This is a genomic window from Acidaminococcus fermentans DSM 20731, from assembly GCF_000025305.1.
Classification (GTDB): Bacteria; Bacillota; Negativicutes; order Acidaminococcales; family Acidaminococcaceae; genus Acidaminococcus; species Acidaminococcus fermentans.
In genome coordinates this window covers 1,810,645-1,831,417 of sequence record NC_013740.1, presented here as the reverse complement: position 1 = coordinate 1,831,417, position 20,773 = coordinate 1,810,645, and the positions used below count along the sequence as shown (strand labels likewise).

The window sequence follows — 20,773 nt, the reverse complement described above, 5'->3', positions numbered from 1 at the left end:
TCCACTGGAGGACAGAATCCTATGAACAAAAAGGCGTTGGCCTTAGGCATTACATTGGCGGTCTCGCTGCCGGGCATGGCCAGTGCGGCGGTGAACTATGACGGAGGAAAACTGAGCAGCAAGGACGGTCCGGCCTTCCAGCCGGCCATCCAGAGCCTGGACGAAGTGGAATCCCTGGCCCGGACCAAGGAAGGGGTGCACCGGCTCCAGGACCAGCCGGATGCCAAAACGGAAGCCATTACCCGGGCCAGCCGGGAAACATCCAAAGAACAGAAGAAACGCCAGGAAAAAGGGGAGACCGTTCCCAGCGAATCCACCCTGCCCATAACCATTTACGGGGACCAGGTGAAGTACAATACGGAAACCGGGGATTTTGAAGCCAAAGGGAACGTGCGCCTGTACCAGGGCAGCCAGAAGCTCTACACCGCCCAGGCCCAGGGGAATTCCAAGACCGGGGATGTGTACCTCCTGACCGGGGGCCGGATCGTGGATGAGACCAGCACCGGCACCAGCGTCACCGACGGCCAGTGGGGCCATTACAATTTTCTGGACAAGACCGGGACGGTGAAAAACATTTCCGGCCACAACGGCAAGGACCTGTACAAGGCGGATATCGGGGAAATCTACCCGGACCGGGTGGAACTGACCAGCGGCGGCACCACCACCCGGTGCCCGGCGGTGAAGCATCCTCCCTGTGTGGAAATCAAGGCGGACAAAGTGGTGATCTATCCCAAGGACAAGATCATCGCCTTCAATGTGAAGGTGTTCGTGAAGGGCAAACACATCTATTCCCGGGACCGGTGGATCAACCGGATGGACGACAACGGGGGAGAACAGAAGCTGCTGCCCCATATCGGCTATGATACGGATCATGGGGTGAAGATCCGCTACAACCTGGATGTGCCCCTCAGTGACAAGAACACCCTGGATGCGGAACTGAAGTATTATTCCAAGATCGGCTGGCGGCCTCTGTTCACCGACCGGCAGGATGAAAAGAACTTCTATGTGCAGATCCAGGACGGGCATACGGAGGATTCGGACAACAACTGGATCCGGAAGGAACGGGATGTGAAGTTCGTCTACAAGGCCCACAAGTTCGATGACCGGATCCCGGTGAACTATTCCGCCTACATCAGCCACGGCCTGTGGAGGGACAACTGGAAGCGCAGCTGGCATACGGAATACGGGGTATACCTGAACCACGATTCCATCCGGCTGACCCAGGAAAAACAGCCCCTGTACCTGAACCTGGGCATGGGCCACAAGTGGGTCCGTGAAAGCATCAACGACGAAACCAAAAAGACCATGCTGTATTCCGCCACCCTGCGGAAAAACTTCGACGGGGGCTGGAATACCTGGCTGGGCTATTATTATGAAAAAGAACACAGTTCCGTATTCTCCTATGCGGATCCGGACATGTCCAAGGAAGTCCAGTGGGGGCTGGGCAAGAGACTGGGCCCCAATGACTGGGTGAACTTCGTCATGCGGTACGACCAGGGCAAGAGCAGCGTCTATGAATACATCTACCGGTGGTACCACGACTTCTGCTGCTTCCGTCTGGGACTGGAATATCGGGACAAGAAGTACAGGAATGATCATGAATGGAGTGTGACATATGACCTCTATCGGTGGTAAGGCACAGGAACTGATCGGCGCCCGGCTCCTGGAACATGAAAAACTGGTCCATAAGGTCATGGGCAGCAAACGGCTGCTGAAGGCCATTGAAGAGGCTGCCGGACTGATTTCCCTGACCCTGGCTTCCGGGGGCAAGGTGATGTTCTGCGGCAACGGTGGTTCGGCGGCGGACGCCCAGCACTGGGCGGCGGAAATCGTGGGCCGGTTCCAGAAGGAGCGGCCGGGGATGGCGGCTCTGGCCCTCACTACGGACACTTCCATCCTGACGGCCATCGGCAACGATTACGGCTACGACCGGATCTTTGCCCGGCAGGTGGAAGGCCTGGGCCGGGAAGGGGATGTGCTGGTGGGAATCTCCACCTCCGGCAACAGCGACAATGTGCTGGCGGCCATTGAAACGGCCCGGGCCAAAGGCATCCGGGTCATCGGGTTCACGGCCAAAGGCGGCGGCAAAATGGCGGATCTCTGCGACGTGCTCCTGGACGTGCCGTCGGTGAATACGGCCCGGGCCCAGGAAATCCATGAAATCATGGGACATATCATTTGTGAGCTGGTGGAAGACTATGCGTAATACCCAAAGTACCCAATTCCTGACGGAAGACATCCAGAACCTGCGGATCGCGGTGATCGGGGATGTGATGCTGGACCGGTATGTGTACGGGGAAGTGAAACGGATCTCTCCGGAAGCCCCGGTGCCAGTGAACCGGGTGCGCCGGATGGAAAGCGTCCTGGGGGGCGCCGGCAACGTGGCGGCCAACCTGGCGGGACTGGGCGTGAAAGTGTATGCAGCAGGGGTCACCGGGCTGGATGAGCACCGGGAATCCCTGGAAAAGAAAATGGCCGCGGCGGGCATAGATTATAGCGGCCTCCTGCCCATGCCGGGCCGCAGCACCATTACCAAGATGCGGATCATCGGCGCCCGGCAGCAGATGCTCCGGCTGGATTTTGAAGAACCGGGGGATCTGGCCCCGGAAGAGGAACGGCAGCTGCTGGACTGGCTGCAGAAACGGCTCCAGGAAGGCCTGGACGGCATTGTCCTCAGTGACTATGCCAAAGGGGTCTGCTCGGACCATTTCTGCCAGACGGTGATCGACCTGGCCCACAGTGCCCAGGTGCCGGTGCTGGTGGACCCCAAGGGGGCGGACTGGCGGAAATATGCCGGTTGTGATTTCATCACCCCCAATGTAAAGGAAATGTGCGAAGCCGGGGGCAGGGTGGTTCCCAACGAAACAGAACCCCTGGTGGAACTGGCGGCCAAGGCACGGGATGCCTTCCAGATTAAAAACGTGGTGGTGACCCGGTCGGAAAAAGGGGTATCCCTGATCAACCGGAAAGAAGTGATCACCGAAGCCGCCACGGCCCGTGATGTGTTCGATGTGTCCGGGGCCGGGGATACGGTGGCGGCGGTGCTGCTGGCGGCGGTGGCCGGAGGCCTGTCCCTGGGAGAAGCCCTGAAGCTGTCCAACAAGGCGGCGGGAATCGTGGTCTCCAAAGTGGGGACCTATCCGGTGCACCGGGAGGAACTGCTCCGGGAAGTGCTGGCCAGTGAGGAACGGGAAGGCCGGGATTACCGGCCCCTGAGCTGGGACGAAGTGACCAGCCTGGCCCGGACCTGGCAGGCTGCCGGCGAAAAGATCGTCTTTACCAACGGCTGTTTTGACATCCTCCACACCGGCCATGTGACCTACCTGGAACAGGCGTCCCGGCTGGGACAGCACCTGATTGTGGGGGTGAACACCGATGCTTCGGTAAAACGGCTGAAAGGGGAAACCCGTCCCCTGAACCAGGAAAACGACCGGGCGCGGCTGCTGGCCGCCCTGGGCTGCGTGGATGCGGTGGTACTTTTTGGAGAAGATACCCCCACCGAGCTGATCCGCCGGATCCGTCCGGATATCCTGGTGAAAGGCGGGGACTATAAACCGGAAGAAGTGGCCGGACGGGAATATGCCGGACGGGTGGAGATCCTGCCCTTCAAGGAAGGGTATTCCACCACCGGTGTGATCCGGAAAATCGCTGAACTGGTCAAGGAGGGCAAATTATGATCATTGTAACCGGAGGTGCCGGTTTTATTGGCAGCAATATCGTCAAGGGTCTGAATGAACAGGGCCGGGATGACATCCTGGTGGTGGACAATCTGACCAATATGGTGAAGTTCAAGAACATCCAGGGGCTGAAGGTCATGGACTACCTGGACAAGGTGGACTTCATCCAGCGGGTCCGGGACGGGAAGTTCGACCACGAACCCATTGAAGTGATCTTCCATGAAGGGGCCTGCTCCGATACCATGGAATACAATGGCAAGTACATGATGGAAAACAACTTCGAATACACCAAGACCCTCATGCACTTTGCCCTGGACCGGCGGATCCAGTTCCTGTACGCTTCTTCCGCATCCACCTACGGCAGCGGGAAGAACGGGTTCCGGGAGGAACCGGCCTGTGAAGAGGCCCTGAACGTGTACGCCTTCTCCAAGCTGTTCTTCGACAACTATGCCCGCCGGTATTTCGACAAGGCGGAAAGCCAGATTGCCGGGTTCCGGTATTTCAATGTGTTCGGACCCCAGGAAAACCACAAGGGGAAAATGGCCTCCATGGTGCGCCAGATGTTCCTCCAGTGGCAGGGGGAACACAAGGTGAAGCTGTTCGGGGAATACGACGGCTACGGGCCGGGGGAACAGACCCGGGACTTCATCTATGTGAAGGACGTGGTGAAGGTGCTGTTCTATTTCTGGCAGCATCCGGAACTGAAAGGGGTCTACAACCTGGGGACGGGTCATGCCCATACCTTCAATGACATGGCCAGAGCGGTGCTGGAATTCTTCGGCAGCGGAGAACTGGTCTATGTGCCCTTCCCGGAAGTGCTGAAGGGGAAATACCAGAGCTATACCCAGGCCGATGCCACCAAGCTGCTGGCCACCGGCTACGACGGCGGGTTCACGGATTTTGCCCAGGCGGTGAAGGAATACTGCCAGGTGCTCCGGGATTCTGACGGCTATTACAAGGCATGAGCGGGAAACGGAAAGCGGTGTTCCTGGACCGGGACGGGGTCCTGGACATCGACAAGGGATATATCTGCCGTCCTGACCAGGTGGAATGGGTGACCGGCGCCAGAGAGGCGGTGGCCGCCCTGGTCCGCCGGGGCTATCAGGTGTATGTGGTGACCAACCAGAGCGGTATCGCCCGGGGCTACTACACCCAAAAGGACATGGAGCATCTCCATGCCTATATGGCGGAAGAAATCAGGAAAGCCGGCGGCCAGATCGACGGCTTCTATTTCTGTCCCCACCATCCCACCAAAGGGGTGATACCGGAACTGACTGTGGCCTGCAATTGCCGGAAGCCCAAACCGGGGATGATCCTGCAGGCCCTGGCAGACCATGATCTGGACCGGGAAGGATCCTTCCTGATCGGGGACAAGGAAAGCGACGTGCAGGCGGCCCTGGCGGCGGGAATCCCGGGCTACCGGTTCACCGGGACGGATCTGCTGGCCTTTGTCCGGCAGGTGCTGGCCCGGCAGGAGGGGGCAAAGTGACCTACAAGAACATCCTGATCATCAAAATGAGTTCCCTGGGGGACGTGATCCATGCCCTGCCCTTTGCGGCGGCCCTCCGGGAAACTTTCCCGGACAGCCGGATCAGCTGGCTGGTCCATCCCCAGTTCAGCGCCTTTGTGCCGGAACCGCCCATCATCGACGAAGTGCTGTATTTCGACAAGAAGGCTTTCGGGAAAATGGGCTGGGGGGACAAGTGGAAGACCCTACGGGAAACCCGGGCTCTGCTCCGGTCCAAAAATTTCGACCTGGTGATCGACCTCCAGGGGCTGTTCAAAAGTGCGGTGATGGCCTGGCTCACCGGCTGTCCCAACCGGATCGGCTACTGTGAGATGCGGGAAGGGAGCCGGCTGGTATCCCGGCCCATTGCGGGGGCCCATGCCCACGATCATGTGATCGAACGGTACCTGGATGTGGCCCGGTATCTGGGGGCAAAGGTGGAGAAGATCACCTATCCCATGCCGGCGCTCCGGGAAGAGGGGGAAACGATCCGGCAGAGACTCCGGGAAGCCGGGGTGCCGGAGAAAGAAAAAATGCCCTATGCGGTGCTGGTGCCCGGAGCCCGGTGGGAAACCAAGCGGTGGCCCCTGGAGCACTATGCCGCCCTGGCCCGGAAGTTTCTCCAGGACGGGACCTGGGTGGTGCTGGCAGGGGGACCGGAAGACAAGCCCCTGGGAGAAAAGATCCGGGACCTGGTGGGGCCGGAACCCCGTCTGCTGGACTGGATCGGGAAGACCAGCCTCCGGGAACTGGGGGCCCTGATCAAAGGGGCCCGGTGCTATGTAAGCGGGGATACCGGGCCTCTCCACATTGCCACGGCGCTCCAGAAGCCCCTGGTGACCATCTACGGCCCTACACGGCCGGACCGGACGGGTCCCTACGGCAATCCCCGGGCCACGGTGCTGGTCAGCCCGGCAAAGTGTGCCGGATGCCTGAAAAAGCACTGTGACCACTGGACCTGCATGGGGGAAGTGACTCCGGACCAGGTGTATGCCCTGTGCCGGGAAAAGGAGGAAAACAGCTGTGATTGAACTGGCAGGCAAGAAAATCATCGTGACATTCCTGATGCACCTGGGGGACCTGGTGCTCACCACTCCTTTCCTCCATGCCCTGCGCCAGGCGGCGCCGGGAGCGGACATCACCTATCTGGTGGATGAGAAGCTGAAGGAAATCGTGGAATACAATCCCAACATTGACCATGTGTGGACCATCGACAAGAAGGGGAAGGACAACAATCTGCGGGCCCTGTGGGCCATGAGCCGGAAAATCACCGACGCCCATTTCGATGTGCTGATCAACCTGCACCCCAATGAACGGTGCTCCTTCATCGATGCCATGGCGGTGGTGCCGGTGAAGGTTGGGGCTTCCCATTTCCTGTTTCGGGGCTTCTTCCGTCCCTGGCTGAAGCTGAACCGGAAAATCCATGCGGCGGATATGTACCTGGATGTACTGAAACGGATCGGGGTGGAGAACCTCCGGAACAATGGACTGGAAGTGTTCCCGGGACCGGAGCACAAACAGGCGGCGGAAGCCTATTGGGCGGCCCAGGATCTGAAGCCGGAAGAAAAAGTGGTGGGATTCAACATCGGCAGTGCGGTGGTGACCAAACGGTGGGCCCCGGAACGGTTCGCCCAGGTGGCGGATACTCTGGCCGGGGAAGGATACCGGACGGTGTTCTTCGGGGGCCCCATGGATGAGGAGATGGTCCGGGAGGCGGTTTCCTTCATGAAGAGCCGTCCCATGGTGGCCACCGGGAAATTTTCCCTGGGAGAACTGGCAGCGGCCATGAGCCGGTGCAGCCTGATCATCACCAACGACAGCGGCCCCATGCATGTGGCCATCAGCCAGAAGGTACCCATTGTGGCCATGTACGGGCCCAGCCATCCGGAACTGTACGGTCCCTATACGAAAATGGCCATCATTGTCCGGGCGGAACCGCCCTGTGACGGGTGCCGGAAGGGGATGAAGCACCACTGCGATGACATGCGCTGCATGCGGGATCTGACGGTGAAACAGGTGCTGAAAGCGGCCCACCGGTGGCTCCGTGAAAAAAAATAAAGTTTTTTTGAAAAAAGGCTTGCAATATTTTAGATTATCTTGTATACTAAACAAGTCAGCGGTTGAGAAACCAAAGACATGATGGTCCGCTAGCTCAGCTGGTAGAGCACCTGACTCTTAATCAGGGTGTCCAGAGTTCGATCCTCTGGCGGATCACCATTTTTTTTGGCCGGATGGTCAAGCGGTTAAGACACCGCCCTTTCACGGCGGTATCGGGGGTTCGATTCCCCCTCCGGTCACCAACTTATGGGCGCTTAGCTCAGCTGGGAGAGCGTCTGCCTTACAAGCAGAATGTCAGCAGTTCGATCCTGTTAGCGCCCACCACAAAAGAAGACGATACATGCGTAACGCTGTATCGTCTTCTTTATTTTGTTTTTTTTTTGTCAGGAGGTTGATACCCTGTGGAACCGGGAGTCGTGCAGGGCCTCTGGCCAAACCCTCTACCCGCTGACGCGGGTCCTTTCTCTCTTTCAGGGAGACACAGCCCCCTGACTACCTGGCTCATTTGCGGGCGGCCGGGCCTGCCGCCCCTGCGGATGGGTGCAGCCTGTCCCCTAACCACCTAACCACCTAACCACTTAACCACCTAACCACTTAACCACTTAACCACTTAACCATGCCCCCTCCCAAATAGCAGGGATTTTCCTTTCTGCCTCGAATATACTCATCAATCCCTGTTCATCCTTGGGAAAGGAGGGTTCTTATGGCAATGCAACTGTTTTTTGTGGGGGTTGTGCTGCTGATCATTGAGGGATTGATCCCCGGGTTCGGGGTCTTTGGCATCAGCGGCATCCTTTGTCTTCTGGGTTCTTTGTATTTTATCCTGGGAGCCACGGCCCAGGCGGCGGCCCTGGTGGGCGGTCTTTTGCTGGTACTGGTGCTCCTGGGGCTGTGGCTGATCCGCCGGGGTCCCGGAAGCTGGCTGGGCCGTCAGGTGACCCTCCATCTCCGGTCCACGGCGGCCCAGGGCTATACGGGCAGCCAGGAACGGCAGGACCTGCTGGGGAAAACCGGCGTGGCCCAGACAGTGCTCCGTCCCTCTGGCCGGGCCCTGATCGACGGTGAACTGGTGGATGTGATTACGGAAGGTGAATTCTATGAACCGGGGACGGCTGTCCGTGTGGTGGCTGTAACCGGAGGTCGGACCGTAGTCCGGAAGGAGGAAAAGAAATGATTGCCGTATTGGGAAGTACCGTATTTCTGGTGGCCGTCCTGGCCCTGATCATCCTGTTCCTGCATTTTGTCCCTCTGGGGCTGTGGATCTCCGCCATGGCCGCCGGGGTCAACGTGCACATCTTCACCCTGGTGGGCATGCGGCTCCGCCGGGTCATTCCTTCCAAGATTATCCTGCCCCTGGTAAAGGCCAACAAGGCCGGGCTGGATGTGAATGTGGACCAGCTGGAAGCCCATTACCTGGCCGGCGGCGATGTGGACCGGGTGGTGGATGCCCTGATCGCCGCGGAACGGGCGGCTATCCCCCTGACCTTTGAACGGGCGGCGGCCATCGACCTGGCCGGCCGGGATGTGCTGGAAGCGGTCCAGATGAGCGTCAATCCCAAGGTCATCGAGACCCCGCTGATTTCCGCCGTGGCCAAGAACGGCATCGAACTGAAGGTTCGGGCCCGGGTCACCGTGCGGGCCAACATCGACCGGCTGGTGGGGGGCGCCGGGGAAAGCACCATCATCGCCCGGGTGGGGGAAGGCATCGTCACCACCGTAGGGTCTTCGGAAGAGCACACGGATGTGCTGGAAAATCCCGACCACATTTCCCGGACGGTGCTGAGCAAGGGCCTGGATGCAGGCTCTGCCTTTGAAATCCTGTCCATCGACATCGCCGACGTGGACGTGGGCCGGAATATCGGGGCCCAGCTGATGACGGACCAGGCGGAAGCGGACAAGAACATTGCCCAGGCCAAGGCGGAGGAACGCCGGGCCATGGCCGTGGCCAAGGAACAGGAAATGCGGGCTTACACCCAGGAAATGCAGGCCAAGGTGGTGGAAGCCCAGGCCCAGGTGCCGGAAGCCCTGGCCCAGGCCCTGCGGGAAGGCCATCTGGGGGTCATGGATTACTACCAGATGAAGAACCTGCTGGCGGATACGAAAATGCGGGAAAGTCTGGTGGCCGGCAGCCAGGACGAGCTGCCGCCTACCCGGAAACCGGAAAAATAACAGGAGGCGCCTATGCGGAGTGATCTGCTGCTGTTCCTGGTGTGGATCCTGTTCCTGCTGGGGACCCAGCTGCTGAAAAAGAAAAAACGGCCTCTGAAGAAGGTCCTACCGCCGGTCAGGCGGCAGGATCCAGGGTCTTTTGTCTGTGAGGAGGCACAGGCTCCGGCGGTAAAGGAACCGCCCCTCCAGCCCTCGGTAAAGCCGGTGCGCAGCGACCTGGTGGAAGAGATCCGGGACCTGAAGCCTTCAGTGGCGCCCCAGGTGGCGGAAACCCGGCAAAGACGGCCGGAACCGGTCCGGCACCCGGCCCTGTCCGGAGGCCTGCGCCAGGGGATGCTCTGGTCCCTGGTGCTGGGAGAACCCCGGAGCAAAAAGAGCTGGGCCCGGGAGCAGCGGGAAAAAAAGGACTTTTGAAGCGGGCGTTTGTATAAAACCGTAGGGGGCGCAGGCCCGGCGCCCCGCAAAATACACGGACAACCGGTTGTCTGGCGGGCTGCCCGGCGTGCAGCCCCTGCGGGTCCGCTTGATATATTTAGAGGAATAGGTTTTATGTTGATTCGAAATCAATTTGCAAAATTGATTTCCAACGGCCATTGACCGCTGACAATCAGAAAAAAGGAAGGGATAGGATGATAGAAGACACGCAACAGACACGGGGCAGCTGGGTGGACCGGTTCCTGAACGGAGTGGAGAAGGTCTGCGACAAACTGCCCCCGCCGGCCATTTTGTTCTGCATTCTGTTTGTTATTACGGCCCTGGCGGGAGCGGCCCTTTCCGCCTCCGGCATGAGCCTGGTGAACCCGGCCAACGGGAAGACAGTGGTGGCTCAGAATCTGTTCACCAAAGAAGGGGTCACCTGGCTTTTGAGCAATATGGTGAAGAATTTCTCCGGCTTTGCGCCGTTGGGCCTGGTAATCACCATGACCCTGGCCATCGGCTTCTGTGAGGAAAGCGGCCTGCTGGTGAGCCTGCTCCGGCGGAGCATGCGCAATGTGCCTCCCGGAGTGGTGCCCTATCTGATCGCTTTTGTAGGGACCCTGGGAAATATCGCTTCGGACACGGCATCGGTGGTGATCCCGCCCCTGGCGGCCCTGGTGTACATCGGCGTGGGGAAGAACCCGCTGGTGGGGATGATCGTGGGCTATGCAGGGGCCAACGCCGGCTTTACCGCCAACCTGATGATCGCCGGCACCGATACCCTGATGCAGGGGCTCACCAACCAGGCCCTGGACGGGTTCCTGGGCAAAGGGGCCTACGCCGTGGACGTAACCTGCAACTGGTACTTTATGGCGGCTTCCACCTTCCTGGTGGCCCTGGTGCTGGGGTACACCTCCAAGCATCTCATCGAGCCCCGGTTCGGGAAATATGAGGCCAAGGAGCTGGAAGCGGTCCAGGATCTGACGGAGGCGGAAAAGAAGGGCCTCCACCGGGCCGGCTGGGTGAGCCTGGTGTACGTGGCCACCATTGCAGTGGGCTTCTTTACGGGCATCCTGTCCAAGGACGGGCACACCCTGGTGGGCTCCCTGCTGCTGAAGGGGCTGATCCCCATCCTGTTCTTCCTGATGAGTTTCGCCGGCATTGCCTACGGGCTGACCACCGGTAAATTCAAAACCGTGAAAGACATCAACGGGGCCATGGTGAAACAGATGTCCCATATGGGTTCCTATGTGGTGTTCTGCTTTTTCTGCGGCCAGTTCCAGGGGCTGTTCAACTGGAGCAAAATGGGGACCCTGCTGGCCATCGGCGGGGCGGATTTCCTGAAGAACATGGGCTTTACCGGCCTGCCTCTGTGTGTAACCTTTGTGCTGGTCTGCGCCTTTGTGAACATCTTCATGTCCTCCGGGTCCGCCAAATGGGCCATTTTCGCCCCCATCTTCGTGCCCATGTTCATGCTGCTGGGATACCATCCGGCTTTTGCCCAGCTGCTGTACCGGCTGGGGGATTCCCCGGGCAACAGCGTGACTCCCATGATGCCCTATCTGTGGATGATGCTCAGTGTGGCCCAGGAAAAATATGATCCGGACTGCACCGTGGGGACCTTTATCTCCAACCTGATCCCCCTGGCGGCGGTGCTCCAGGTGGCCTGGATCCTGTTCATGCTGGTGTGGGTGGCCCTGGATATCCCTCTGGGACCGGGGGTAAGCGTACACCTGCCGGCGGGGATTTTGTAAAAAAGCATGGCTGTAGGCCGGTTGTTTCTCTGGCCGGCAGCCGGTATAATTGAGATTGTATTTTCATGAGGGGAGAATGATCCGATGAACGAAACATCCAAACGGGCCGAACAGGCCGTGGAACTGAAACATACCACCGATGTGCACACCAACTGCGCCCAGGCGGTGCTTCTGTCCTACCAGGACAAGCTGGACAAAACCACGGAGGAACTCCGGGCCCTGGGATCCGCCTTCGGAGGCGGCATGGGCGGCATGGAAGCCACCTGCGGGGCTTTGACTGGTGCGGCAGTGGTACTGGGCCTCCTGGACAAAAGCGGCCGGGAACCCAAGCAGGTGATGAATGAAATCCTCCAGGGATTCAAAGAAAAAGCCGGGGCTACCCTGTGCAAAGACCTGAAGGGCGTGGAAACCGGCAGGATGCTCTGCTCCTGCGACGACTGCGTACGCCTGGCCGTCCTGGGCCTGGAAAAACACCTGGGCTGAGAAGGTTTGGAGGATAAATGTTGATAAAGTGGGGAGTTATCCACGAAAACGTGGATAACTCCCCACTTGTCTACATGCCCACACGTCGGGCCTGCGCCCCCTACGGCAGCGCAATGGGTCATTGGATTTTCATCGTCCGTGCTCTTCACTCTGCACTCTTCCCTTTTGCTTCCAAATACAGTATAATTTAAATTTGTGAGTCTGCACGGAACTGTTTTTTCCGGCTGCGGATCTTTCCAGAACTGTACTTTTTGGAGGAATGAACGATGAGAACTGAAGAAGAACTGCGCGGCGTAACCAAACTGGGCAGCGGCCATACGGTGTACCAGAATACCTATGCCCCGGAAGTGCTGGAATCCTTCCCCAACAAACATGAGGAAGCCCCCTACATGGTGAAGCTGAACTGCCCGGAATTCACCAGCCTCTGCCCCAAAACCGGCCAGCCGGATTTCGGCCGGATCGTGATCAGCTACATCCCGGACCACAAGCTGGTGGAAAGCAAATCCCTGAAACTCTACCTGTTTTCTTTCCGGAACAACGGGGATTTCCACGAAGACTGCGTGAACATCATCAAAAATGACCTGGTGAAGCTGCTCCAGCCCAAATACCTGGAAGTGGCCGGCTATTTCAATCCCCGGGGCGGCATCAGCATCCTGCCCTTTGCGGTGTATTACCAGCCGGACTACAAAGACATGGCCCAGCGGAGAATGGAGGCCTTTGTCCATGAATAAGAAAGCCCTGGTCCTGTCCAGCGGCGGGGTGGATTCCACCACCTGCGTCTCTGTGGCAGTGGAAGAATTCGGGAAAGAAAACGTTTCCACCGTTTCCATTTTTTACGGCCAGAAACACCGGAAGGAACTGGAATGTGCCCGGAAGGTGGCGGAGTATTACGGACTGCCCCATTACGAACTGGACCTGTCCAAGATTTTCCAGTATTCCAACTGCTCCCTGCTGGACCATTCCACGGAAGAAATCGTCCATGAAAGCTATGAACAGCAGATTGCGGAAAACGGGGAAGGGAAGGTATCCACCTACGTGCCTTTCCGGAACGGTCTGATGCTGTCCGCAGTGGCCAGCCTGGCCATGAGCATCTATGAAAAGGACGATGTGTCCATTTTCATCGGCGCCCATGCGGACGATGCGGCGGGGAACGCCTATGCGGACTGCAGTGAAGCCTTCATCGGAGCCATGGGGAAGGCCATTTCCCTGGGCACTTACAACCAGTGCCATATTGTGGCCCCCTTTGCCAGCTGCAGCAAGGCCGGCGTGGTGAAACGGGGGCTGGAGCTCCATACTCCCTATGATCTGACCTGGAGCTGTTATGAAGGCGGGGACAAGCCCTGCGGTACCTGCGGCACCTGCATCGACCGGGCACGGGCCTTTGCTGCCAACGGGGTAAAAGACCCGGCACTGGAGGATTGAACATGTATACGGTAACCAAACGGATCGAAGTCAGCGGGGCCCACTGCCTCCGGCTGCCTTATGAAAGCAAATGCACCCGTCTCCACGGCCACAACTGGATCATCGACGTGACCTGCCGGCGGGAAGAACTGGATGCAAACGGGATGGTGGTGGATTTCACCCACATCAAGGATGTGGTGATGAAGCTGGACCATGCCTTCATCAACGATATTGTGAAAACCAATCCTACGGCGGAAAACATTGCCAAATGGATCCATGACCAGATCCCCTTCTGCACCCGGGTTTCCGTCCAGGAATCGGAAGGGAACGTGGCCATTTATGAAGACTGAAACATTTCCCGTGGTGGAACTGTTCGATTCCATCGAAGGAGAAGGAAAGCGGACCGGAGCCATGGCGGTGTTCGTCCGTTTTGCCGGCTGCAACCTGCGGTGCAGCTACTGTGACACCGGCTATGCCCTGGAACCGGCCGATGCCCGGGAACATCTGACGGAGGAAGACCTGATGGGGCGGATCCGCCGCTATCCCTGGAAAAAGGTGACCCTTACCGGGGGCGAACCGCTGCTCCAGCCTCTGGACAGCCTGTGCCGGACCCTTTCCCGGGAAGGATACGAAGTGAACATCGAGACCAACGGGGCGGTGCCCCTGCTGGAAGAGCGGCCCAGGGGCCTGTTCTACACCATGGATGTGAAATCTCCCTCTTCCGGGATGCGGGGACGGATGCGGATGGAAAATCTCACCCGGCTCACCGGGGAGGATGTGGTGAAGTTCGTGGTGGGCAGCCGGGAGGACCTGGAGGATATGGACCGGGTGCTCCGGGAGTACACCCTCCGGAGCCAGGTGTACGTATCCCCGGTGTACGGAGCCATCGAACCCAGGGAACTGGTGGAATTCGTCCGGGAACACAAACTGGCCCAGGTCCGCGTCCAGGTCCAGCTCCACAAGATCATCTGGAATCCGGAGATGAGAGGGGTATGAAAAAGGGGGTGTTGCTCATGCAACAGCCCCGTCAACGGTCAGCTGTCAGCAGCCGATGGAAATCAATTTTTGCAAATTGATTTTGAAACAGCATAAACCGTAGGGGGTGCAGGCCCGGCGCCCCGCAAAACACATGGTCAACTGCTGATTTGGCGGGCGGCCGGGCCTGCCGCCCCTACGGAAACGATTTATATAACGGTTGCCGTTGTCCAAAGCCAGCTTTGCTGGCTTCCTTTGGCCGTTGACAGTTGACAGCTGACCGCTGACCAAAACGGGTTTCTGCACATTTTGTGCAGAAACCCGTTTTTTACACCCTGAACCGGGTGGTGCTTCCCTGATTGGTGGGAATGATTTCCAGCTGGGCGGAGATCCTTTCTTTCAGTTCGGCCACGTGGGAGATGATCCCCACCAGCCGTCCTCCTTTCTGGAGTTCCAGCAGGGCGCTGATGGCGCTGTCCAGGGTTTCCGGATCCAGGGAACCGAACCCTTCATCCACCAGGATGGTATCCAGGTGCAGGCCTCCGGCGTAGGATTCCAGCACATCGGACAGCCCCAGGGCCAGGGAGAGGGAGGTAAAGAAGATCTCCCCGCCGGACAGGGTGGTCACCGCCCGGGCCTGGCCGGTGAAGGCGTCCATGATTTCCAGCCCCAGTCCCTGTTCCTTCCGGGCATCCACAATGTCCTGGCTCCGGTACAGGCTGTAGCGGCCCTGGCTGATCTTGCTCAGCCGCAGGTTGGCGGTCTGGAGCACATCGTCCAGGACGGCCTGGAGCACAAAGGAGGAGAAGGTCAGTTTCCGGCTGTTGTCCCCTTTGGCGGTGGAGGCCAGGAGACCGATGGGCCCATAGGCTTCCTGGAGCCGGTCCAGTTCCTTTTCCAGTTTTTCCAGCTGCTTCAGGGCCGCTTCTTCCCGGCGGAGGGTTTCCTGGAGGGCACCGGTCCGGGTGGCCAGGGTGTGGGCGGTGCTGCCGGTCTGCCGGACGGCTTCCTGGAGGGGAGCCAGGTCCGGAGGGGTCTTGTCCTTCAGCTGGTCGGCCAGGATCTTCAGTTCTCCCTGGAGACTGTCCGCCTGCTGCCGGTACCGGTCCACCTGTTCCTGCCACAGGGGTTTGCTGGCCAGGGCCTTGTGGGCCGCCACGAAGGTGTGCTGGTCCGGGAAGGGGGACTGGTCCAGGGCGGTCTTGTAGGCCTCCCGGTCTGCTTCAAAGGCCTTCTGGGCGGCAGCCAGGTTCTCTTCGGCGGTTTTGCAGGAGCCGGCGGCCTGGTCCGCTTCTTTCTGGGCTTTTTCCAGAGCCTTCTGCTTCCGGTTCAGCCGGGCGATTTCCTCTTCCATGGCCCGGGTCTTCCGGGCCAGTTCCTCCTGGGCCTTCCGGGTCTGGGTGGCAGGCTGGGGATGGTCCGGGGATCCGCACACCGGGCAAGGCTCACCGGGAACCAGGGTCTGGGCCAGCCGCACCGTTTCCCCGGAAACGGCGGTCATCCGGGCCAGCTGTTCCCGGACCCGGACCATCTGTTCCTGGAGGGCGTGGGTGTTGGTTTCCGTGGCAGAGGCCAGCTGCTGCCGGAGCCGCTCCTGGGCGGCCTGGAGGTCTTCCCGGGCTTTCTGGAGCAGGGCCTGGGCGGTATCCAGCTGGGCCTTGGCTTTCCGGGTCCGGTCGTAAATGGGATGGAGCTTCAGGGCTTCGTCCAGCCACCGGATCTTCTGCTGCAGATCCCGGATGGTGTCCGCCTGGGCGGCCAGGGCCTCTTTCCGTTTCTGGCCTTCCTGCCAGCGCTGGAAGGTGTAAGCCAGCTGCTGTCCCTGCTGGAGGGCTTCCAGGGCGGCGGAAGCGGCTTTCTGGGCCTGGGCTGCCTGGGCTTCCAGGTCTTTGGCCTGCTGCTGCTCTTCCTGGATCCGCTGTTTCAGGGCGGCAGGGCTGTCGGTGCCGGCACTTTCCAGGAGCAGCTGATATTTCTGCCGGCATTCCTCGTGCTGCTTTTTCAGGACTTTGGCCCGGGCATCCAGGGCATCTTCCAGGGCACTGTACTGGCCGGTCTTGAACAGGGTTTCCAGGATGGTCTTCCGCTCCTTGGAATCAGCCACCAGGAACCGGCGGAATTCTCCCTGGGGCAGCACCATCAGCTGCCGGAACTGCCGGGCCTGGAAGCCCAGGAGCTGTTCCACCGCCCGGGTCACGGCGCTGTTGGAGGTGCCCAGGACTTTCCGTTCGCCCTCCGGCAGGATCTCCACCAGGGAAGCCCCCGCCGGCACCGTCCGGGTCCCTTCGCCCCGCTGTTTGTTCAGCACCTGTTCCGGGGTCCGGGTCACTTCGTAGGTCCGGTCCTGGTTCCGGAAGGTGAACCGGACTTCCGTCTTCCGGTCCGGGGTGGCGTAGTCGCTGCGCAGGGACCGGTTGTCCCGGAGATCCCCGCTGGCGGTGCCGTACAGGGCAAAGGTGATGGCATCCAGGATGGTGGTCTTGCCGCTGCCGGTGGGGCCGGTGATCAGGAAAAACCGGTTCTCCCCCAGCCGGGTGAAATCAATGGTTTCCTCCCCGGCGTAGGGGCCGAAGGCGTTCATTACAAGTTCCAGGGGACGCATCAGGCATTCCTCCCTTCCTGGCTCACTTCATCGGCGATCTGGTGGAACAGGGCTTTTTCCCCTTCCGTCAGGTCCCGGCCCTGGACTTCCCGGAAAAAGGCCTGGAACAGGTCGTCGGTGGAAAGACCCTTCCGCTGGGCGGTGGCGGTTTCTTCCTTTTCCAGGGGCTGGAGCCGTTCATAGCCCAGCTGGAGGATCTGGGGGTACACCTGTTCCAGCCGGTGCTTGGCATCCAGGATGGGCACGCCGTCCGTCAGCTGGATCTGGAGATAGTCCTGGAGATGGTCGGTACGGGGATTTTCCAGAAGATCCCGGAATTCCCCCTTCAGCACCGCCAGTTCGTGGGGGGCGGTCAGGGGGACGGTTTCCACGGAAACATCCCCTTTGGCGTCCAGGTCCACAATATGGACGGCCTTTTTCTGGCTGGCTTCCGCAAAGGAATATTTCAGCAGGGAGCCGCAGTACCGGATCCGGGGACTGTTGTTCTGGCAGGCATGGAGATGGCCCAGGGCGGTGTAGTGGAAGTCCCTGAAGCAGTCCATGCTCACGGTGGTGGCCCCGCCGGCGGCCAGGGGCCGTTCGCTGTCCGGGGTGGTCCGGGCGCCGGTGAGGAATACATGGGCCAGGGCCACTTTCCGGGCCCGGGAGGGAATCTGCCGGAGGATGGTCTCCACCTGCCACTGGAGGGCCGCTTCGTGGGTGGGCTTCTTTTCCCCGCTGAGTTCCGTGGCGGTCAGGGGTTCGCAGTAGGGCAGGGGGGCAAAGTACACCGGGCCGTCGGCATCTTCCAGCACCACCGGATGGGCGGCCGGGTCCACAGGCCCCGTAATGTACAGCTGCCGGGCGGCAAACAGGGCCTGGCCGAAGTTCAGCCGGTCCGGATTGTCGTGGTTCCCGGCAATGAGCAGGGCGGGGATCTTCAGATCCAGCACCAGACGGCGGAGGGTCTCATCCAGCAGGTTCACCGCTTCCGTGGGGGGGACGGCCCGGTCATAGACATCCCCGGCCACCAGCAGGGCATCCACCCGGTATTCCCGGGCCAGGTCCAGGATCTGGTCCAGAGCCGCCCGCTGGTCCTCCAGCAGATGGAGACCATGGAAAATCCGGCCCAGATGCCAGTCAGAAGTATGTAAGAATCGCACAGCAATGCCTCGCTTTCGTTCAAGTCGTTGCTATCATCATAACACGAAGGGGAGTGCAGAGTGAAGAGTGCAGAGCTTGGACGATGAAAATCAACTGCCCCATTGCGATGCTGTAGGGGCTGCAGCCCCGGCTGCCTTCCTTCGACCAGTGACCGGGCTGTAAAAAATGATTCTTTATTTTTTCACAGCCCCTTCTCCCTTCCATCATGTATAATAACTAGATATGGATGCAGGAGGGATTGCTATGCGGAAACTGTTTGGAATCTTTTTGTTCTGTCTTTTGATGGTGCTGCCGGTGCCCCAGGGGCAGGCGGCCATGATCAGCCAGAAACAGGAGGTGGAAATGGGCCAGCAGGTGGCCCGGAAGCTGGAGAACCAGTACGGCCTGGTCCAGGATGACGAGATCCAGGACCGGGTGGACCGGATCGGGAAGAAACTGCTCCAGCACGGCACCCGGCCGGATCTGGCCTATTCCTTCAAGGTGCTGAACACGCCGGATGTGAACGCCCTGGCCTGCCCCGGGGGCTTCATCTATGTGTACAAGGGGCTCCTGGACTACATGACCAGCGACGACGAACTGGCGGCGGTGCTGGGCCACGAAATCGGCCACATCGAAAAACGCCATACGGTCCACCAGATGGAACAGCAGATGGCCCTGTCCCTCCTGACCCTGCTGGCGGGGGTGGCCTCCGGGGACCCGGGAGCCGGGATGGTGCTGGCTTCCACTGCCAGTCAGGCCCTGATGGCCGGTTACAGCCGGAAGGACGAGCGGGAGGCGGACCAGGAGGGCTTCCGGCTGTCCACCCTGGCCGGGTACAATCCCTACGGCTCCTATGTGACCATGGCCAAACTGGAAGACATGAGTAAAGATATGGGGAACCCGGGGTATGGGCTCTTCGCCTCCCACCCGGAACCGGAAGTCCGGATGGCCAAGGCCCTGAAATGGACGGAACCCCTGGCCATCCCGGAAAAAGTCACGGTGAAACCGGACGGCACCGCCGTTGTGAGCCTGGGCAGCTGGTCGTTCCCCCTTACGGAAACCGCCGGCTACGACAAACCGGAATACCGGGCACGGCTCATGGCCGGAGCCCTGTACCTGGCCTGGAAACGGGGGAACCTGGATGAATCCCATTTCATGACCGTGGACGGGGAACGGTGGAGCGACATTTATTATGAAGACATCCGGGTGCTCCGGGTCTATCCCCAGGACAACCAGGCAACCGGGAACACCGGGGAACTGGCCTTGAAAATCGCCGGCCGGCTCCAGGACTGGGCGAAAATCGCCCGGCAGCAGCCGGTACCCAAAGGAACCCCGGCGGCCGTACCGGCTGCCGGAAAGAAAGGAAGCAACCATGACAACCATTGAAGTACTGGAACAGGAACCCTTTCTCTGGGACTATCTGCCCAGGGTGGAAAAGCCCATCGTCCTTTATGGCATGGGCAACGGAGCGGATGCCATCCTGGACCGCTGCGCCGCACTGGGCATCCCGGTGGCCGGGGTCTTTGCCAGCGACGAATTCGTCCGGGGCCAGGAATTCCGGGGGTACAAAGTGAAGACCTACAAGGAAATGAAGGCGGAACTGGGGTCCTTTGTGATCCTTATCGCCTTTGCCAGCGAACGGCCGGAAATTCTCCGGCGTTTCTTCCACCTGGCCCGGGAACAGGAAACCTACGCCCCCCATCTGCCCCTGTTCGGGGATAGCCGGGTGGTGACTCCCGGCTGGATCCGGGAAAACCGGGGGGTGCTGGAACGGGTCTATGAGAAGCTGGCGGATGATGCCAGCCGGCAGGTGATGGAGGACATCCTCCGGTACAAGCTCACCGGGAAACTGGAGTACCTGGCCCGGACCTCGGACCGGCGGCAGGATCTGGAAACCCTGTTTTCCTTTGGGGAAGAGGAAAGTTACGGGGATCTGGGGGCCTACAACGGGGATACCCTCCGGGAATTCCTGGAGCTGACCGGAGGCCATTATGACCATCTGTACGGGGTGGAACCGGATCCGAAGAATTTCGCCAAGCTCCAGAAGTTCGTGGAAGAAGAACAGCTGGGCCGCTGCACCCTGGTCCCTGACGGCATCTGGGCCCAGTCGGCGGCGCTGCCCTTTGCGGCCCGGGGCGGCCGGATGTCTTCCCTGGAACAGGGGGGAAAAAAAGAGGTGAAGGTCACCTGCCTGGACGATCTGGTGGGGGACCGGCCCCTGACCTGCGTGAAAATGGACGTGGAAGGGGTGGAGAAGGAAGCCCTGGCCGGAGGGGCCCGGGTGATCCGCCGCTGCCGGCCCAAAATGCTCCTTGCAGGCTACCACCACGATGACGATCTGTGGGAAATCCCCCTGGAGGTGTGGAACCTGGTGCCGGAGTACAGGATCCATCTCCGCCGCCATCCTTATGTTCCCTGCTGGGAGATTAATTTTTTCGTGACTTTGTAAAAACTCCTTTCCATGTTACAAAACAAAATGAACGGCAGAAAAAAACGGGGCAAAATGCCCCGTTTCGTTGCTCCCGGGGCCGGGATATGTTAGAATGAAACAATAGACCAACCCGTGATCTCAGAAACGTTCACAGGAATCAGGAAGGAAAGAAGGAAA

20 protein-coding genes and 3 tRNA genes are annotated in these 20,773 nt (G+C 59.8%); 21 read left to right on the top strand and 2 right to left on the bottom strand.

Translation table 11 applies throughout. The annotated features are described in order from the left end of the window. Window positions 1-21 precede the first annotated feature (21 nt). The 19 genes from ACFER_RS08445 to queE all read left to right on the top strand — a co-directional run bounded on the left by ACFER_RS08445 (window position 22) and on the right by queE (window position 14,462). Window positions 22-1,635 carry an OstA-like protein gene (locus tag ACFER_RS08445; protein WP_012938997.1) on the top strand — a complete coding sequence of 538 codons (1,614 nt, stop codon included), beginning with the start codon at window positions 22-24 and terminating at the stop codon, window positions 1,633-1,635. Beyond that, the gene (gene gmhA / locus ACFER_RS08440; RefSeq protein ID WP_012938996.1) at window positions 1,616-2,206 is read left to right on the top strand and encodes a D-sedoheptulose 7-phosphate isomerase; all 591 of its coding nucleotides are present in this window, start codon (window positions 1,616-1,618) and stop codon (window positions 2,204-2,206) included. The genes ACFER_RS08445 and gmhA overlap by 20 nt, the downstream gene beginning before the upstream one ends. Then, window positions 2,199-3,677, top strand: a complete 1,479-nt coding sequence (gene rfaE1, locus ACFER_RS08435) for a D-glycero-beta-D-manno-heptose-7-phosphate kinase (protein WP_012938995.1) — start codon at window positions 2,199-2,201, stop codon at window positions 3,675-3,677. Before gmhA ends, rfaE1 begins: the two co-directional genes overlap by 8 nt. Beyond that, the gene (gene rfaD / locus ACFER_RS08430) at window positions 3,674-4,642 is read left to right on the top strand and encodes an ADP-glyceromanno-heptose 6-epimerase (protein ID WP_012938994.1); all 969 of its coding nucleotides are present in this window, start codon (window positions 3,674-3,676) and stop codon (window positions 4,640-4,642) included. The genes rfaE1 and rfaD overlap by 4 nt, the downstream gene beginning before the upstream one ends. After that, the gene (locus ACFER_RS08425) at window positions 4,639-5,166 is read left to right on the top strand and encodes a D-glycero-alpha-D-manno-heptose-1,7-bisphosphate 7-phosphatase (RefSeq protein ID WP_012938993.1); all 528 of its coding nucleotides are present in this window, start codon (window positions 4,639-4,641) and stop codon (window positions 5,164-5,166) included. Before rfaD ends, ACFER_RS08425 begins: the two co-directional genes overlap by 4 nt. Beyond that, complete coding sequence (gene waaC / locus ACFER_RS08420) at window positions 5,163-6,215, top strand: lipopolysaccharide heptosyltransferase I (protein WP_012938992.1); 1,053 nt, start codon at window positions 5,163-5,165, stop codon at window positions 6,213-6,215. Before ACFER_RS08425 ends, waaC begins: the two co-directional genes overlap by 4 nt. Then, window positions 6,208-7,242: a glycosyltransferase family 9 protein gene (locus ACFER_RS08415; RefSeq protein ID WP_012938991.1), complete on the top strand. Its 1,035-nt coding sequence runs from the start codon at window positions 6,208-6,210 to the stop codon at window positions 7,240-7,242. Before waaC ends, ACFER_RS08415 begins: the two co-directional genes overlap by 8 nt. Window positions 7,243-7,325: 83 nt before the next feature. After that, a tRNA-Lys gene (locus ACFER_RS08410) sits at window positions 7,326-7,401 on the top strand. A gap of 8 nt (window positions 7,402-7,409) precedes the next feature. Next, window positions 7,410-7,484 (top strand) — tRNA-Glu (locus ACFER_RS08405). A gap of 6 nt (window positions 7,485-7,490) precedes the next feature. After that, window positions 7,491-7,566: transfer RNA gene (locus ACFER_RS08400), tRNA-Val, on the top strand. Between the two features lie 379 nt (window positions 7,567-7,945). After that, window positions 7,946-8,416, top strand: a complete 471-nt coding sequence (locus ACFER_RS08395) for an NfeD family protein (RefSeq protein ID WP_012938990.1) — start codon at window positions 7,946-7,948, stop codon at window positions 8,414-8,416. Then, window positions 8,413-9,411 carry a flotillin-like protein FloA gene (gene floA / locus ACFER_RS08390; protein WP_012938989.1) on the top strand — a complete coding sequence of 333 codons (999 nt, stop codon included), beginning with the start codon at window positions 8,413-8,415 and terminating at the stop codon, window positions 9,409-9,411. Before ACFER_RS08395 ends, floA begins: the two co-directional genes overlap by 4 nt. 12 nt (window positions 9,412-9,423) lie before the next feature. After that, on the top strand, window positions 9,424-9,825 hold the full coding sequence (locus ACFER_RS08385; RefSeq protein ID WP_012938988.1) for a hypothetical protein: 402 nt from the start codon (window positions 9,424-9,426) through the stop codon (window positions 9,823-9,825). Window positions 9,826-10,040: 215 nt separating this feature from the next. Next, window positions 10,041-11,582, top strand: a complete 1,542-nt coding sequence (locus ACFER_RS08380; RefSeq protein WP_012938987.1) for an AbgT family transporter — start codon at window positions 10,041-10,043, stop codon at window positions 11,580-11,582. Between the two features lie 84 nt (window positions 11,583-11,666). Then, window positions 11,667-12,065, top strand: coding sequence for a C-GCAxxG-C-C family protein (locus ACFER_RS08375; protein ID WP_012938986.1), 399 nt, complete (start codon window positions 11,667-11,669; stop codon window positions 12,063-12,065). Window positions 12,066-12,331: 266 nt separating this feature from the next. Beyond that, complete coding sequence (gene queF / locus ACFER_RS08370; RefSeq protein ID WP_012938985.1) at window positions 12,332-12,796, top strand: preQ(1) synthase; 465 nt, start codon at window positions 12,332-12,334, stop codon at window positions 12,794-12,796. Next, complete coding sequence (queC, locus tag ACFER_RS08365; protein WP_012938984.1) at window positions 12,789-13,487, top strand: 7-cyano-7-deazaguanine synthase QueC; 699 nt, start codon at window positions 12,789-12,791, stop codon at window positions 13,485-13,487. The genes queF and queC overlap by 8 nt, the downstream gene beginning before the upstream one ends. 2 nt (window positions 13,488-13,489) lie before the next feature. Next, complete coding sequence (locus tag ACFER_RS08360) at window positions 13,490-13,816, top strand: 6-pyruvoyl trahydropterin synthase family protein (RefSeq protein WP_012938983.1); 327 nt, start codon at window positions 13,490-13,492, stop codon at window positions 13,814-13,816. After that, window positions 13,806-14,462, top strand: a complete 657-nt coding sequence (gene queE, locus ACFER_RS08355) for a putative 7-carboxy-7-deazaguanine synthase QueE (protein ID WP_012938982.1) — start codon at window positions 13,806-13,808, stop codon at window positions 14,460-14,462. The genes ACFER_RS08360 and queE overlap by 11 nt, the downstream gene beginning before the upstream one ends. 307 nt (window positions 14,463-14,769) lie before the next feature. Here the strand turns inward: queE and ACFER_RS08350 are convergent, their stop codons facing one another. Then, the gene (locus ACFER_RS08350) at window positions 14,770-17,043 is read right to left on the bottom strand and encodes an AAA family ATPase (RefSeq protein ID WP_012938981.1); all 2,274 of its coding nucleotides are present in this window, start codon (window positions 17,041-17,043) and stop codon (window positions 14,770-14,772) included. Continuing rightward, on the bottom strand, window positions 17,043-18,185 hold the full coding sequence (locus ACFER_RS08345) for an exonuclease SbcCD subunit D (RefSeq protein ID WP_012938980.1): 1,143 nt from the start codon (window positions 18,183-18,185) through the stop codon (window positions 17,043-17,045). The genes ACFER_RS08350 and ACFER_RS08345 overlap by 1 nt, the downstream gene beginning before the upstream one ends. Window positions 18,186-18,429: 244 nt before the next feature. On the opposite strand from ACFER_RS08345, the gene ACFER_RS08340 reads away from it, so the two are divergent. After that, a complete protein-coding gene (locus tag ACFER_RS08340; RefSeq protein ID WP_012938979.1) occupies window positions 18,430-19,551 on the top strand; it encodes a M48 family metallopeptidase in 1,122 nt (373 codons plus the stop codon). Further along, complete coding sequence (locus ACFER_RS08335) at window positions 19,538-20,614, top strand: FkbM family methyltransferase (protein WP_012938978.1); 1,077 nt, start codon at window positions 19,538-19,540, stop codon at window positions 20,612-20,614. Before ACFER_RS08340 ends, ACFER_RS08335 begins: the two co-directional genes overlap by 14 nt. Window positions 20,615-20,773 lie beyond the last annotated feature (159 nt).